The sequence below is a fragment of the Christensenella sp. genome (assembly GCF_034927525.1).
Lineage (GTDB): Bacteria > Bacillota > Clostridia > Christensenellales > Christensenellaceae > Christensenella.
This window is the reverse complement of record NZ_JAYFPU010000239.1, coordinates 1-13,762: the sequence shown is the minus strand read 5'-3', so window position 1 is coordinate 13,762 and position 13,762 is coordinate 1. Positions and strand designations below refer to the sequence as shown.

General features: G+C 47.1%; 17 protein-coding genes and 1 other RNA gene. 6 read left to right on the top strand and 12 right to left on the bottom strand.

All coding sequences use genetic code 11. The features are described 5' to 3' along the window. Positions 1 to 131: 131 nt before the first annotated feature. Together VB081_RS10005 and VB081_RS10000 are read right to left on the bottom strand one after the other, a co-directional pair. Positions 132 to 431, bottom strand: a complete 300-nt coding sequence (locus VB081_RS10005) for a hypothetical protein (protein ID WP_323400678.1) — start codon at positions 429 to 431, stop codon at positions 132 to 134. Positions 432 to 434: 3 nt separating this feature from the next. Beyond that, entirely contained in the window at positions 435 to 632 is a 198-nt protein-coding gene (locus tag VB081_RS10000; protein ID WP_323400677.1) for a hypothetical protein, read from the bottom strand. A 146-nt stretch (positions 633 to 778) separates the two neighbouring features. Between VB081_RS10000 and VB081_RS09995 the strand changes: the two genes are divergently transcribed. From VB081_RS09995 to VB081_RS09970, 6 genes are all read left to right on the top strand, one after another. Next, entirely contained in the window at positions 779 to 1,189 is a 411-nt protein-coding gene (locus VB081_RS09995) for a hypothetical protein (RefSeq protein WP_323400676.1), read from the top strand. A gap of 594 nt (positions 1,190 to 1,783) precedes the next feature. Next, positions 1,784 to 2,110, top strand: coding sequence for a helix-turn-helix domain-containing protein (locus VB081_RS09990; protein WP_323400675.1), 327 nt, complete (start codon positions 1,784 to 1,786; stop codon positions 2,108 to 2,110). Next, entirely contained in the window at positions 2,107 to 2,715 is a 609-nt protein-coding gene (locus VB081_RS09985; protein WP_323400674.1) for a hypothetical protein, read from the top strand. Before VB081_RS09990 ends, VB081_RS09985 begins: the two co-directional genes overlap by 4 nt. Next, positions 2,712 to 3,053: a hypothetical protein gene (locus tag VB081_RS09980; protein WP_323400673.1), complete on the top strand. Its 342-nt coding sequence runs from the start codon at positions 2,712 to 2,714 to the stop codon at positions 3,051 to 3,053. Before VB081_RS09985 ends, VB081_RS09980 begins: the two co-directional genes overlap by 4 nt. Positions 3,054 to 3,117: 64 nt before the next feature. Continuing rightward, a complete protein-coding gene (locus tag VB081_RS09975; protein ID WP_323400672.1) occupies positions 3,118 to 3,621 on the top strand; it encodes an ImmA/IrrE family metallo-endopeptidase in 504 nt (167 codons plus the stop codon). 205 nt (positions 3,622 to 3,826) lie between these two features. Further along, positions 3,827 to 4,957, top strand: a complete 1,131-nt coding sequence (locus VB081_RS09970; protein WP_323400671.1) for a site-specific integrase — start codon at positions 3,827 to 3,829, stop codon at positions 4,955 to 4,957. Positions 4,958 to 5,011: 54 nt separating this feature from the next. Here the strand turns inward: VB081_RS09970 and ssrA are convergent. The 10 genes from ssrA to rlmB all read right to left on the bottom strand — a co-directional run bounded on the left by ssrA (position 5,012) and on the right by rlmB (position 13,694). After that, positions 5,012 to 5,395, bottom strand: a transfer-messenger RNA (tmRNA) gene (gene ssrA, locus VB081_RS09965). A gap of 25 nt (positions 5,396 to 5,420) precedes the next feature. Further along, on the bottom strand, positions 5,421 to 5,864 hold the full coding sequence (gene smpB, locus VB081_RS09960; protein ID WP_323400670.1) for an SsrA-binding protein SmpB: 444 nt from the start codon (positions 5,862 to 5,864) through the stop codon (positions 5,421 to 5,423). A 44-nt stretch (positions 5,865 to 5,908) separates the two neighbouring features. Then, entirely contained in the window at positions 5,909 to 8,014 is a 2,106-nt protein-coding gene (gene rnr, locus VB081_RS09955) for a ribonuclease R (RefSeq protein WP_323400669.1), read from the bottom strand. 46 nt (positions 8,015 to 8,060) lie between these two features. Further along, positions 8,061 to 8,312 carry a preprotein translocase subunit SecG gene (gene secG / locus VB081_RS09950; protein ID WP_323400668.1) on the bottom strand — a complete coding sequence of 84 codons (252 nt, stop codon included), beginning with the start codon at positions 8,310 to 8,312 and terminating at the stop codon, positions 8,061 to 8,063. Between the two features lie 63 nt (positions 8,313 to 8,375). Further along, positions 8,376 to 9,323: a tRNA dihydrouridine synthase DusB gene (gene dusB / locus VB081_RS09945; protein ID WP_323400667.1), complete on the bottom strand. Its 948-nt coding sequence runs from the start codon at positions 9,321 to 9,323 to the stop codon at positions 8,376 to 8,378. A 45-nt stretch (positions 9,324 to 9,368) separates the two neighbouring features. Beyond that, positions 9,369 to 9,998, bottom strand: coding sequence for a hypothetical protein (locus tag VB081_RS09940; RefSeq protein WP_323400666.1), 630 nt, complete (start codon positions 9,996 to 9,998; stop codon positions 9,369 to 9,371). Positions 9,999 to 10,139: 141 nt separating this feature from the next. After that, positions 10,140 to 11,633 carry a lysine--tRNA ligase gene (gene lysS, locus VB081_RS09935; protein ID WP_323400665.1) on the bottom strand — a complete coding sequence of 498 codons (1,494 nt, stop codon included), beginning with the start codon at positions 11,631 to 11,633 and terminating at the stop codon, positions 10,140 to 10,142. 12 nt (positions 11,634 to 11,645) lie between these two features. Further along, on the bottom strand, positions 11,646 to 12,122 hold the full coding sequence (gene greA / locus VB081_RS09930) for a transcription elongation factor GreA (RefSeq protein WP_323400664.1): 477 nt from the start codon (positions 12,120 to 12,122) through the stop codon (positions 11,646 to 11,648). An 87-nt stretch (positions 12,123 to 12,209) separates the two neighbouring features. Next, positions 12,210 to 12,851: an RNA polymerase sporulation sigma factor SigH gene (sigH, locus tag VB081_RS09925; RefSeq protein ID WP_442872717.1), complete on the bottom strand. Its 642-nt coding sequence runs from the start codon at positions 12,849 to 12,851 to the stop codon at positions 12,210 to 12,212. A gap of 75 nt (positions 12,852 to 12,926) precedes the next feature. Further along, positions 12,927 to 13,694, bottom strand: coding sequence for a 23S rRNA (guanosine(2251)-2'-O)-methyltransferase RlmB (gene rlmB / locus VB081_RS09920; RefSeq protein WP_323400663.1), 768 nt, complete (start codon positions 13,692 to 13,694; stop codon positions 12,927 to 12,929). Between the last annotated feature and the right edge of the window lie 68 nt (positions 13,695 to 13,762).

Sequence of the window (13,762 nt, the reverse complement as noted above, 5' to 3'; positions counted from 1 at the left end):
AGCTCCATCTTCTGCGGATTTTTCTTATCCGGCTATGATCAGCCATAGATACGCTGCACCGAATATTAAGAGTAGTGTCCCTGTGTTTACGATCCACCATAGCGGACTGCCTAGGCGAAGTTTGTATTTTTTCATGGGGTGCCCTCCTCCGCAAATCCGAGTTTTTGCTTTTTCCTCAAAATTATTTCAAGTTCTTTTATTTCGAGACCCCATGTTTCGTATGCAAGCTTTGTATTAATCGCGCTTTTGCTCCATGTTTTAATGTTTCTTTCTTCTTGAATCTCTTTGATTTCTTTTTTTATTCTCGCCACTGTAGACGATGCTTTTATTCCGAACAGTTCTTTGATCTGTTGGTTTCCTATCTCTGCGGGATAATCGCAATAGATTTTTAGTGCTATTTCTGCTTTAGGAAGTGCCAGTGTACATCCCATCGTTTATTCTCCTTTCTTGTTTTTTAATTCTTTAATAGCGTTCACGACTAACAGCCTTTTTTCGCCTGTCAGTTTTTCGCGCATCCATCGCGAGCTTGTGGCTTGGCTCTTGCCCATGCGTCTGAAAACCTGCCATATTGTAAGCCCTGCTTTTTCAATTTGATTTCGTATGTCTTGATTTTCCATATATTGCTTTGACATTTCACACCTCCTCCATATGTGGCGATTGCGCCTTGACTTTATTTTGTGTTATGCTATTGATGATGATATTTATAGTATAGTCCCCAATTATGGGGAAGTCAATACTTTTTCTCTAATTTTGGGGAATTTAATTTTAGGAGGGTTTTATGGAATTCTTAATTACGGCTATTATCGCAGCTTCGGCCGTTGTTGTTTCTATAACCGCGCTCGTCAAAACAAACAATCTTCAAAAAGTCATATTAAGACGCGAAGACAAGAAAGCCGCATGTTTGCATTATCTGAATAATGTCGCGGAGGTGGTGTGCAAGGATTTTGAAAGCGTAGACATAGTTAGGTTTTTACTAATAAGCGCATACTCAGAGATCAAATTGTTCGCTAGCGAAGAGGTAATGAATCGGGTAACTGATTTACAAGATGAAATTATTAAACTTTTGGAAATAAGAACCAGTAATAAAAAAGGGGATTTAGAAAGCGGATTGGACAATCTATACACTAAAAATTTTACTGCAGCTCTTACAAAATTGATAGAAGCCATGCAAAAGGACTTACTTGTTTGATTTTTCGTCTCGCCCGTATTCCAACAGTTTCTGTATTGCGAGGCGACTCGCTTCCCTGCTTTGCTCGCTCCTTGGTTCTTGGCGCGCTGGGCGAGTTCGAACAGAAATAATAATGTTAGTAATTATCGCAAAAACCAATGCTCCGATAGAAATGATTAACCCCATAATTTACCTCCTGTGGTAGTTATAAAAATGTTTGTTCTCATAATAGAGGACGGAAAGGAGGAAGTCTAAAATGATTAGCTTTACAATAAGCTTTTCTCTTCCAATGTTTCGTTCCCCGCGCCCTGTCGGCTCTTGCTTAGGCGATACCAGCCCGTATGCAAAGCCTCGTTATGAGTTATGGGGACGTTAACAGCTCTTTGGCAGAATCGCAACTGCCTAAGCCATAGCACGCTCTAAGCAGCGGGTGAGCTACTACCCGCTTAAAAGGCTAAGCGATACCAGTATAGCCAATTATGCAAAGCGTACAGGGCATAAATGCGACGAGGTCGGCGCGGGTAGCTCCGCGCTTGTTCCTCGGTTCCTCCGTCCGTACTCTAATATATAGTATATTCCCCAATATTGGGGATGTCAACAGAAAGGATTGTTATTGTGTTTATAGAAAGATTAAACGAATTATTAAAAGAAAAGGGCGTTTCCGCTCATAAAATGTCGCTGGAGCTTGGCTTAGGGAAAAATGCTTATACTCATTGGAGGGATCGCGGGAATCTCCCGTCTGGTGACGTGCTAGATAAAATCGCCGACTACTTCGAGGTATCGACCGACTACCTGCTAGGCAGGACGGAAAACCCGTCACCTATCAATGAAGTAGCTGCGGCGCATTTTAAAAACGATGTGGATTTTTCGGACTTGTCAGAAGAAGATAAGGAGGCTGTGCGCGGGGTAATTGACGCACTGCGCGCAAAACATAAGAAATGAAAAACAAAACGACAATAGACCTAGATCAAGCCGTTGAAAATATTCAAAAAATTAGAAGTGGTAAAAAGGCACGCTTATCCCTTGCTGAAATCACCTATTGTATTATTAGCTTGGAAGATGCGCAGGCATGTCTAAGTGACGATGAATTTCAGCAAATACAAAACATATTTTTAACATTTGCTCGATCTACTGACCGCAAAAGATACGTATTAACCGATTATTTAGATGCGTGCAGCCGAATTATCAAAGCGTTTGAAATCGTAGCACCTTATGAGTTCTACGATGGCGAAGACTCTATTAAATTTGCACAAGAGCCTGCCGAGATCAAGAAGGCGCGTCAAGAACTCCGGCAAGTAGACAAAGCCATACAAAATTTAAACAGCATGGTAAATAATGCAAAGCGCGATTTAGACGGCGTTACAGAAAACGATGTGTTACACGCTCTTAAATCTGGGCACATTACCGCAGATGACGCAAAAAGTACTATTGATAGCATCCGCTCCTTGCAAATGATTATTTCGATGACACCGCAAAATATAGAGGCTTCTCAAAACAGAAAGCGCGAGCTAATGGATAAAATAAATTTAAATGGGTGTATTATATGAATAAAGCTAAGGTTTTTATTGCCTATATATTGATATTGGTTTTTATATCGGCGTTTGCTGTCGGAATTCACTCGTTTACTACGGCCATCTTTCCGGGGTTAGAAATTGCGCTTTCCTTTTCCATCGATGGGATCGCTAGCGTTGCCGTTGTGGTTTTTATATATTTTCTATTCCTTAAGCCTTTGTTGTCAGAACATAACGACAAAATACGCCGTAATACCTTGGATGAAGTCCTACACGGCGCTAGAAATGGAGGCTATGTAATTGAGGAGAATACAAGAACAACTTGCACCCATGTTACAGAACTTCGCATTTTTAAAGAAGAAGATATTTATTAAAGTTCCCTGATGTACCTAAAAGTGAAGGCGCTTAATGTACTATATTATTTAAAGGGGTGAGGATGTGCTTCCGCTAAGGCTAGATGATGTACTGGATCAGCAAATTTACAACGAAGGCGTGTATCTCGAGGAACACGTTTATATGCCGGGTGTGCAAGACGGCATGTATTACAGTGCCGACGATATGCCATACCCTATCATCGCTATAAATCCATGCGTAAGCGGCACGTATCAGCGTAATTACATAAAAGCCCACGAGCTAGGACACCATCATAATTGTGTGCGAAATTTATTTGATGCCCCTTCATGGGTCAGACAAAAATATGAATTGCTTGCAGATCGCGATTGGATCGATAATATTATGGCAATTGATGACCTTATCATTGCATACGAAAAGGGGAACGATACTCCTATGTCTCTGGCCGAATATCTTGAAATTCCGATAGACGCGCTTATGAAAGGTCTTTCAATTCGCTACCAGCAATATGGGGAGGTTTCGCACAAAGGGCAATACTGCATATATTGGAATCCTTTTAACATCAAAAAAGGTTTGAGAAGAAAGCAATGAAGGAAAAAGCCATAAGTTTTAAAAAGATATTTTTTCGGGTTCTGCCAGCGATTATATACATTACGATGTGGGCACTTGTGTTGTGGTTTTCGTTAAAGGATGTGGACATTGCAAAATTATACTCGGATGGCGCAGCGCGTGCGCGGTATTATCAAACGCAAGAAGATACAATGCGTGATCAAGATCGCGGTTAGAAAGGGACACTATGCCAATTTATAAAATGCCCGGCACAAAGGACGGGCTGCAAAAGTACAGAGTACGCATAAATTACGTTGATAGTTCCGGGAGCGCAAAGCAAATCGATCGTGTTACTTACGGGTCTACCGAAGCAAAAGACTTAGAATCGAGACTGCGCCGCGAGATCAAGCACGAAATACCGGGCGCGAGAGTTACGGTAAAACAGCTTTTTGAAGAATGGAAGCGCGTAAAAAAGCACGAGGTAAGAGAAACCACGCTCGATAAAGCCAGCCGTATATTGGCTTCAAATGTGATCCCGTTTTTAGGCGATGTGAAATTGCATAGGTTGAATACAAAAGTTTTAATGCAATGGAAGCAGGAAATTGAAAAGCAAGATATATCTCTTAACACAAAACAATCCAGATACTCCGCTTTTCGGGCGCTCCTTAATTATGCCGTGCAAATGGAATATATATCAAAAAACCCATTGCTGCGCGTCGGAAACTTTAAGAGTTCTATCGAAGTAAAAAAGGAACTGGATTATTATACCGCAGAAGAATTTAAAAAGTATATTGCGGTTGCGCGCCAAAAGGCGCAGGACATCGAATCAGGCGGTTTCCTCTCTGAATGGGATTATTATGTGTTCTTTGCTATTGCGTTCTATACGGGGCTTAGGAAGGGCGAAATAAACGCCTTACAATGGAATGACATTTCAAGTGGGCATTTGTCCGTAAAACGGAGCATTGCGCAGAAGTTGAAAGGCGCAGATCGCGAAACGCCGCCTAAAAACAAATCATCAATCAGAATATTACAACTCCCCGCCCCTCTTGTTAAAATTTTGAACGAGCACAAGAAGCGTTGGAAAAAGCAGAAGGGATTTTGCAATGATTTTAGGGTATGCGGCGGTGCGAGGTGCCTAAGAGATACCACGATTGAAAACCGCAATAAACTATACGCACAGGAAGCCGGAATTAAAAAAATACGCATTCACGATTTCAGGCATTCGCACGTATCCGTATTAGCGAATAACGGTATCAATATTCAAGAAATTGCGAGACGATTGGGGCACGCAAAAATAGAGATGACATGGAATACATATTCCCACTTATACCCTAGAGAAGAAGAACGCGCAGTCGAAATCTTAGACAAAATCGTGTAAAAAACGTGTATATATAAAACAAAACCCGCTTATATAGCGGGTTTCATCGTATAATGGTGGAGATGAGGGGAGTCGAACCCCTGTCCGAAAGCCTGCCCGGGCGACCTTCTACAAGCTTATTGGCTTTTGTTTGTTTCCTTCTTCAAGCCCCCCAGCCACAAAATGCAAGAAGAAGTAGCTTCATAAAATCTGCATTGCCGCAAAGCTTTGGCAACGTAGTACCCTGTTTTTAATTAGCTTCCGATTCTCTCCCAAACAGGAAAGGAGAGGTCAGAAGGCTACTTATTTAATTAAGCAGCGAGCAGAGCGGGAGAACCCACCTCTGCAGTTTTGTTTGTTTTAGCATTTATATTTAGGTGAATCTTTTTAACGCAGAGTACTCAACTGCGGCTTGCTTATCGCCTTTACAAATGCCCCCGTCGAAACCAGTACATCCCCATATTCAGTTGTTATATATAAACGGCTACATCCGCCGTTCCATATCCCGTTTGATCGCTTTTTCTTTCAAGTCCTGCCGCTTATCATAAAGATGCTTGCCACGGCATACGCCGACCTCCAGCTTTACCTTGCCGCGCTTCAGGTACATCTTTAAGGGAATGAGCGTAAGCCCCCGCTGTGCCGAAAGTCCAAGGAGCTTCTCAATTTCGCGCTTGTGCAACAGCAATTTGCGTACTCTTAGAGGATCCCTATTGAAGATATTCCCCTTTTCATACGGGCTGATGTGCAGCTTGTTCACAAAAGCTTCGCCGCCTCTTACCTGCACATACGAATCGCGCAGGTTGACCTTTGCCATGCGGCACGATTTTACTTCCGTACCCACAAGCTCGATGCCCGCTTCGTATTTTTCATCTATAAAATAGTCGTGCCACGCCTTCTTGTTCTGCGCGAGCAGCTTTTCCCCGCTCATAAATCTTTCCTTTTCTCAGATACTGTTCCCATTATACCCCAACTTCAGGCAAACGTAAATTCAATTTTCGCTGCGGAAACATCTGCGGACACCACACGGATCATGACCTTATCGCCAAGCGTGATACGCTTTTTAGTGCGCTCACCGATCACACAGTATTCCTTTTCATAATAAACGTAATAATCTTCCTTCAAACTTCCGAGGGGGATCATGCCCTCGATCGTATTCTCTAGCTCTGCAAAGATACCAAAACGCGTCACGCCGGACACGACTGCCGGAAATTCTTTGCCCACAAACTGTGCCATATATTCCGTCATTTTCAGATCCTGTACCGCGCGCTCCGCCTCGATCGCATTTCTCTCACGCGCGCTTGTTTGCGCCGCCACCTCCGGCAGAACATTGCTTAAGTGACGGATATAGGCGTCGTCCATGCGTCCGTCGAGCACCGTCTTTATGATGCGGTGCACCTGCAAATCCGGATAGCGCCTAATTGGCGATGTAAAATGGCAGTAACGGTCTGCTGCCAGCCCGAAATGCGACACCGGTTCTGTCGCATACTTCGCTTTTTTCAACGCACGCAGCGTCACACGGTTCACGATCGCCGCTTCATCCGTCCCCTCTACCTTTTCAAGCACTTCCTCGATGGCGTGCGGATGGATATCCTGGAACCCTTTTAGCTTGATGCCAAAGTTGCCGAGAAACACCGCAAGCTCTTTCATCCTGTCTGCATCCGGCTGTTCGTGGATGCGGTACAAAAATGGCAATTCCATATAATAGTACTGCTCCGCTACCGTGATGTTTGCGCGCAGCATAAATTCTTCGATCAGTTTTTCCGCCTCGCCGCGCTCGCGTACACGTACATCTACCGGAACGCCCTGTTCGTTCAAAATGATATCCGCTTCGTCGATGTTGAAGTCTATGCTTCCCTTTTCGAACCTACGCGCACGCAGCTGCTTTGCCAGCGTGTTCATCTGCTTCAGTGTTTCCACGATCTCCGCATACTTCTCCGCTTCATCCGTATCCCCTCTAAGGATACGGTTTACGCCGTCGTATGTCAGCCTGTGAGAAGACCTGATCACAGTGTTTTCGATCATCTGCGAAACAGTCTTTCCCTTGCTGTCGATCTCCATGATGCAGGAAAGTGTCAGTTTATCTTCTCCCGCGTTGAGCGAACACAAGTCGTTGGAAAGCTCCTTTGGAAGCATTGGCACCACCCTGTCCACCATGTACACGCTTGTACCACGCTTCAATGCCTCTTTGTCGAGCGGCGTGCTTTCGCGCACATAATGGCTCACATCCGCGATATGTACGCCGAGCTCATAATTTCCATTTTCAAGCATCCGAAGCGATACCGCGTCGTCTAAGTCTTTCGCGTCTTTGCCGTCTATAGTAAAGATCAGCCTGTCGCGCAAATCGAGCCTGCCATCAATTTTTTTCTTTTCTTTGGTAAGCTCCTGCGCCTGCTTTTTGCATGCTGCGTCAAACTCTGCCACCAGACCGAATCTGCGTGCATAAGCAAGGATATCCACACCCTTTTCTCCCGCACGGCCCAGCACTTCGCTCACTTTACCCTCGGCGCTTTTTCCATGTCCTGCGCGGCGCGTGATATCTACCACAACCTTTTGGCCGGTTTTCAGCCCCTTGGCCTTTTCCTTCGGGATATAAATATCGTCAACATTACGGTCGTCGCTTACCACAAATACCGTATTGTTTTTCTTATCGACCGTACCGACTGTCGTAATGGGAAGCTGCGAGAATATTTTGACAACTGCACCTTCCATGCTTTTGCCCGCTTCCTGATGCTTTGCAAGCTTGACGAGCACATCCTCCCCGTTCATCGCACCGTTCTTTTTAGAGGCCGGTACAAAGATATCGTCCATCCAATCGGGCGTGCGCAGAAAGGCAAAGCCTCCCTGCTTGCAGTCGAGCTCCCCGCGGAAAAGCCCCAACGTGCTCGCGAGCGCATACTTTCCATGCTTCGTTTTCGCGATTCGGTATTCCTGCTCCAGCTCGCCTAAGAGCGGCATAAGTGTTTCCAACGGAACAGCAAGCTCCTGCGCCAAATCCTCCGGCGTACTGTATATTTTATCTTCGATCGTTTTTAAAACCATCTCTTGTAACTGTATATCCAATTCATTTCCTTTCTTCATCAAAAAAGCACCCAGAAATGTGGGTGCTTTCCGTGTTTCCTGTTTGTTACATCCAGTACTTCTGCATAATGACCAGCAGTACCGACAAAATCATGAAGCCAACAGCCGAGAACTTTGTCAGACGCTTTAACATCGCATCCATACCGCGTGCTTTCTTTTTACCCACCATCAACTCTGCACCGCCGCCGATCGCGCCCGGAACGCCTGTCTTTGCACCGGACTGAAGAAGCACGACCACGATCAGAAAGACCGAGAAAGCCACCAACACTATTTTAATTATAAGAGACAAAATCTCCATAATGATACCTCCATTCAGAATACGTAACAGCAATATATTAGCACATAGGGCGTTTAAAAGCAACTACTTTTTTAATCCGTCATGCAGCAATGCCTCAAGCTGTGCATATGTGCCCACCCGTACAACCTGTTCTCTGATCTTTGACGCGCCGCGTATCCCCTTGATATAATCCGCTGCGTGCGTGCGCATTTGCCTGAGTGCCAAATCCTCACCTTTGTTTTTGACCGCGATGCGCGCCTGCAGCAGGCACATATCGATACGTTCGCGCTCAGTCGGCTGCGTACTGACCTTCCCTGTTTCCAGAAGTTCCGCTATCTGCGTAAATAAAAACGGATTCCCCCGTGCGCCGCGTGCCACCATAACAGCGTCGCAGCTTGTCCTCTCTATCATATCCGCAGCGTCCTGCGCACAGAAAATGTCTCCGTTGCCGATCACCGGGACATTGACTGCTTCCTTGACCCGGCGAATGATCTCCCAGTCCGCCTTGCCGCTGTAATATTGCTCACGTGTCCTTGCGTGTACCGCAAGAATGTCCGCGCCCGCATCCTCCGCCATTTTAGCAAAATCGACCGCAGTCTTATTCTTTTCCGAAAACCCCGAACGGAACTTTACGCTCACAGGGACGCTGACCGCTTTTTTGAGCGCGGAAATAATCTGCCCCGCAAGAACAGGATCATTCATCAACGCGCGTCCCTCGCCATTTCTGACGATTTTGGGTGCGGGACAGCCCATATTTATGTCAATGCCAAACAAACGTTCGCCAAACATCGCCTCAACCTGCCTTCCCGTTTGCGCGATCACGTCCGGCTCGCTGCCAAACAGCTGCACGACCGCCTGCTTTTCCAAATCGCTCAGTCCAAGAAGCTCATGCGTTCGTTCGTTTTTATAAGCAAGCCCTTTGGCGCTTACCATTTCAGTGACCGTCATCTGCGCGCCGCACGCAACGCATACTTCACGCAGGGCGGCGTCGGTAACGCCCGCCATAGGAGCCAGATAAATTTTTTGCGTCATATATCCCTTTCAAAAAAACAGGCGCATATCCTTGCGCCTGTATGTTTATTCTTCAGTATTCAGTCCTGCGCTCTCGTCCGTTGGCGATGGTGTCGCGCTCGGTGCAACCGTTCCTGTCGGCTCCGGCTCGATCTCCTTTAACAGCTTCTGGGAATCGATCTTCCACGTGTTTCCGCTCTTTAAAAGCTTGACCTCGTATTGTCCGTTTTGCCATTCCGGCGGTTTTTTGGACACGCCTTCCGCAGAAATGATCGTTCCGTCTTCCGCAATCATATCGAGCGGCGTTCCGGTGATCTCTGACACCAGATCAGTCACCTTGACCGTGGCCTGATCTTCCCACGGCCATATAATGAAGGAATCCACCTCTGTCCGCTGGTAATAGTTCAGAATATCAAATTCATCATACCCATTGCCGTTCAATTTCGTATCGTTGTTAAGAAAGTTATCCGTAAACATGCGTTTCAATATCTCGTCGCTGCTGCTTTCCTTATCCGGAAACAGCACTGCTTCCGCACGCGCTGTGTAAGCGTCCTTTAGCACCATCTCGACGTTCATCGTGTGCATCGCGGTATAAAAAGCAATGACTGCAATCACAATAACCACCACAGCAATGGCGATACGCGACAGTACATAAAGGATTCCTTTTGCAGCTTTTATTCCGCTTTCTTTTGCCATACATGGTTACGCAGCTTCGCTGCTTTACGGGTGGAACATACTGTTCCCCCGTATTCCCCCTTTGTTCAAAGTTGTTTCGTTTCGCGTTCCCACTCGCAAAACCGATCGATTCCTGACGATCTGATTGCACCAGAGCTTATATTATTTGCTTTCTTTCGGTTTCATCGTGGGGAACAGCAATACGTCGCGGATGTTGAAACAATCCGTCAGCAGCATAACCATACGGTCTACGCCGATCCCCATGCCGCCCGTAGGAGGCATTGCGTATTCAAGCGCCGTAACAAAGTCCTCATCCATCATGTTGGCTTCGTCGGCGCCCTGCTCGCGCTTTTTCACTTGATCCATAAAGCGTTCGCGCTGGTCGTCCGGGTCGTTAAGCTCTGAAAACGCGTTCGCGATCTCCCGTCCCGTAATAAACAATTCAAATCGCTCCGTCAGCCAATCGCTGCCCGGCTTCTTCTTGGCGAGCGGCGATACATCGATCGGATAATCGTAAATGAATGTCGGCTGGATCAGGTTTTCTTCCACCTTTTGTTCGAACGCCTCGTTAAGAAGCATCCCGCGCGTAGGCGTTCCCTCAAACCCAATTCCCGCCTGCTTTGCAAGTGTGCGCGCCTGCTCGTCTGTTTCGCATGCGGCAAAGTCCACACCTGCATATTCTTTGACGGCTTCGTTCATGCTGAGCCGCTTCCACGCGCTCCCAAGGTCTATTTCAGTCCCCTGATACGTGATCACATCTGAATCGTTCACCTGTCTCGAACAATAGCGCACCATCTCCTCGCACAAGTTCATCATACCTTCATAATCTGTATATGCCTCGTAAAGCTCCACCGTCGTAAACTCCGGGTTGTGCTTAGGATCCATCCCCTCGTTGCGGAAGATACGTCCGATTTCGTATACGCGTTCAAAACCGCCGACAATGAGACGCTTTAGGTGCAGCTCCGTCGCGATGCGCAAATACATATCGATATCGAGCGTATTGTGGTACGTGACAAACGGCCGTGCAGCAGCACCGCCCGCGCTCGTCTGCAGCACCGGCGTTTCCACTTCAATATATCCCCTGCCGTCAAGAAAATCACGGATTCCCTTGATGATCTTGGAACGTGCGTAAAATACGCTCTTGGCTTCGGGATTCACGATCAGGTCAACATAGCGCTGACGATAGCGTAAATCCGTATCCTTTAAGCCATGCCATTTTTCCGGCAAGGGCAAAAGTGATTTGGAGAGCAGCTTTATTGTATGGGATTTTACGGAAATCTCGCCAGCGTTGGTTTTGAATACCTCGCCTGTGACGCCTACGATATCGCCGATATCGAACTTCTTATATTCCGCATACGGCTCGTCCCCCATCACGTCTCTGCGTGCATAGACCTGTATCTTGCCGCGACCATCCATGATATGGGAGAAGCTCGCCTTGCCCATCACGCGTTTGGAGATGATTCTGCCCGCTATCGACACTTCCTGTCCTTCGAGCGCATCAAAATGATTTAAGATGTCCTCCGAGGAATGCGTCTTTTCAAAGACCGTGACCTCGTAAGGATCACGTCCCTCATCCTTTAGCGCCTGCAGCTTTTCGCGGCGCACGCGCAATATTTCAGACAGCTCCTGTTGCGTGTTTTGTTCCTGCTCTGCCATGTTATGCTCCTTTTACCTGTGAATATCGAGAATCTTAAGCTTCACAACGCCTCCCGGCGTTTCTACCTTGACCGTATTGCCTACTTTTTTGCCAAGCAGCGCACGGCCAACCGGAGATTCGTTCGATATTTTGTTTTGCGTCATATCTGCTTCTGCCGAGCCTACGATCATGTATTCGATCTCTTCGTCGAATTCCTTATCGAGCACCTTGACCGTCGTACCGACATTGACGCGCTGTACGTCTACGTCGTCCTGATCGACGACTGTAGCGTTCCTGAGCATTTTTTCGAGCATGATGATCTCGCCCTCGATCTTTGCCTGCTCGTTTTTCGCTTCGTCATATTCCGCGTTCTCTGAAAGGTCGCCGAACGCACGTGCTGTCTTGATCTCTTCCGCGATCTCTAAACGCCGTACCGTTTTCAAGTATTCGAGCTTTTCTTCCAGTTCTTTTACCCCTTGGTGCGTGAGTACTACATCCTCATTCGCCATTCCTTCTATCCTCCTGATATGCGCCTTATAAGCGCACAAATTTCCACTTTTTACATGACATCTATTATATAGAAATTCCGCATTTTGTCAAGTTTGCTCCCTTGTCTGCTCAAGAAAACGGTCTATCTTTCCCTTTGCTCTTTGCAGCGCATTATCTATGGATTTTTCGTGCCTGTCCATGATTTTTGCGATCTGCTGGTACGACAGCCCCTGCAGGTAGTACCCCAACACCTGCTGCTCGAGCTCTGAGAGCATCTTTGTGATCTCTTCTTCTATATTTGCGTAGTCTTCCTTATCGATGACGATGTCTTCCGGGTTCGTGATCTTCGTCGCAGCGATCAGATCCACCAGCGTACGCTCGGATTCCTCGTCATACACAGGCTTATTGAGCGACACATAAGAATTCAGCGGTTTATGCTTTTGGCGCGTCGCCGTTTTGATGGCGGTAATAATCTGCCGTGTGATGCACAGCTCTGCAAACGCTCGAAAAGACGCCTTTTTTTCCACATCATAATCACGCACCGCCTTGTAAAGACCGATCATGCCTTCCTGCACGATGTCTTCCTTATCCGCGCCGATCAAAAAATAAGAGCGCGCCTTAGAGCGCACAAAGTTCTTATATTTATGCAGAATATATTCGAGCGCCGCGGGATCGTCGTCTGCTCTTAATACCGCTTCCTCGTCGCTCAGCAAAGAGTACTCCTCCAGCCCCTGATACAGGTATTGCACCTCTTTACGCTGCGTTTTTTCGTCATTTAATTCGTTTTCATCCGGCCGTTCTTCGTTTAACAAAAACCTGTCTCCTTATTTTCCTGCCATATCCTGGCGGCGCTTTTCATACATCAGTATGCTCGCCGCGCATGCTGCGTTGAGGGACGTGGTCCGTCCAGGCATCTCGATCTTTACAACAATATCACATAGTTCCTTTGTCAGCCGCGCGACCCCTTCGGATTCGCCGCCGATCACCAGCGCATACGCGCCCTTCAAATTCGTTTTTGCAAGTGGCTGTCCGTCCATATCTGCCGCGGCAGTCCACACATTCTTCTTTTTCAGGTCTTCGATGGTGTGGTTTACGTTTGTCACTTTCACGACCGGTATATATTGCGCCGCGCCGCACGACACCTTGAATGCCGCCGCTGTTAGCAGCGCCGCACGCCGTTTTCCGATGACAACACCATGTGCGCCCAGCGCTTCCGCGCTCCTTAAGACCGCGCCTAAGTTGTGCGGATCCTGTACGCTGTCAAGAATGACGATGAACGGCGGCTCGCCGCGTTCTTCCGCCAGTGCAAAAACGTCGTCCATTTCACTGTATGCAAATGCGGGAATCTGCGCCACCACACCCTGATGGTTGCCAATGCGCCCTTCCGCGCCCATGCCGGCGCACAGCTCGTCGAGCTTGGCGCGCGGCACCTCTACGATTACAAGCTTGCCCTGCCGCGCCAGCATCAAAAGCTCGCGTATGCTGCCGTCTGCAAGTCCCTGCTGAAAAAAAACCTTGTCGATCTGCTCTCCGCTGCGGATCGCCTCACGTACGCTGTTGCGCCCAATGATATACTCCCTTTTTTCATCCATGAATAACGTCCTCCATCAGTTTTTTCTGTTTTTGACGGACTTCTTCCATTTTTCCGCAGCTCATGTGT

Bases quoted from the DNA above. Each gene is read 5' to 3' on its own strand.
- VB081_RS10005 (WP_323400678.1), bottom strand. From the start codon at position 431: ATGGGATGTACACTGGCACTTCCTAAAGCAGAAATAGCACTAAAAATC.
- VB081_RS10000 (WP_323400677.1), bottom strand. From the start codon at position 632: ATGTCAAAGCAATATATGGAAAATCAAGACATACGAAATCAAATTGAA.
- VB081_RS09995 (WP_323400676.1), top strand. From the start codon at position 779: ATGGAATTCTTAATTACGGCTATTATCGCAGCTTCGGCCGTTGTTGTT.
- VB081_RS09985 (WP_323400674.1), top strand. From the start codon at position 2,107: ATGAAAAACAAAACGACAATAGACCTAGATCAAGCCGTTGAAAATATT.
- VB081_RS09980 (WP_323400673.1), top strand. From the start codon at position 2,712: ATGAATAAAGCTAAGGTTTTTATTGCCTATATATTGATATTGGTTTTT.
- VB081_RS09970 (WP_323400671.1), top strand. From the start codon at position 3,827: ATGCCAATTTATAAAATGCCCGGCACAAAGGACGGGCTGCAAAAGTAC.
- smpB (WP_323400670.1), bottom strand. From the start codon at position 5,864: ATGAGCGGGGAAAAGCTGCTCGCGCAGAACAAGAAGGCGTGGCACGAC.
- rnr (WP_323400669.1), bottom strand. From the start codon at position 8,014: ATGAAGAAAGGAAATGAATTGGATATACAGTTACAAGAGATGGTTTTA.
- secG (WP_323400668.1), bottom strand. From the start codon at position 8,312: ATGGAGATTTTGTCTCTTATAATTAAAATAGTGTTGGTGGCTTTCTCG.
- dusB (WP_323400667.1), bottom strand. From the start codon at position 9,323: ATGACGCAAAAAATTTATCTGGCTCCTATGGCGGGCGTTACCGACGCC.
- VB081_RS09940 (WP_323400666.1), bottom strand. From the start codon at position 9,998: ATGGCAAAAGAAAGCGGAATAAAAGCTGCAAAAGGAATCCTTTATGTA.
- lysS (WP_323400665.1), bottom strand. From the start codon at position 11,633: ATGGCAGAGCAGGAACAAAACACGCAACAGGAGCTGTCTGAAATATTG.
- greA (WP_323400664.1), bottom strand. From the start codon at position 12,122: ATGGCGAATGAGGATGTAGTACTCACGCACCAAGGGGTAAAAGAACTG.
- rlmB (WP_323400663.1), bottom strand. From the start codon at position 13,694: ATGGATGAAAAAAGGGAGTATATCATTGGGCGCAACAGCGTACGTGAG.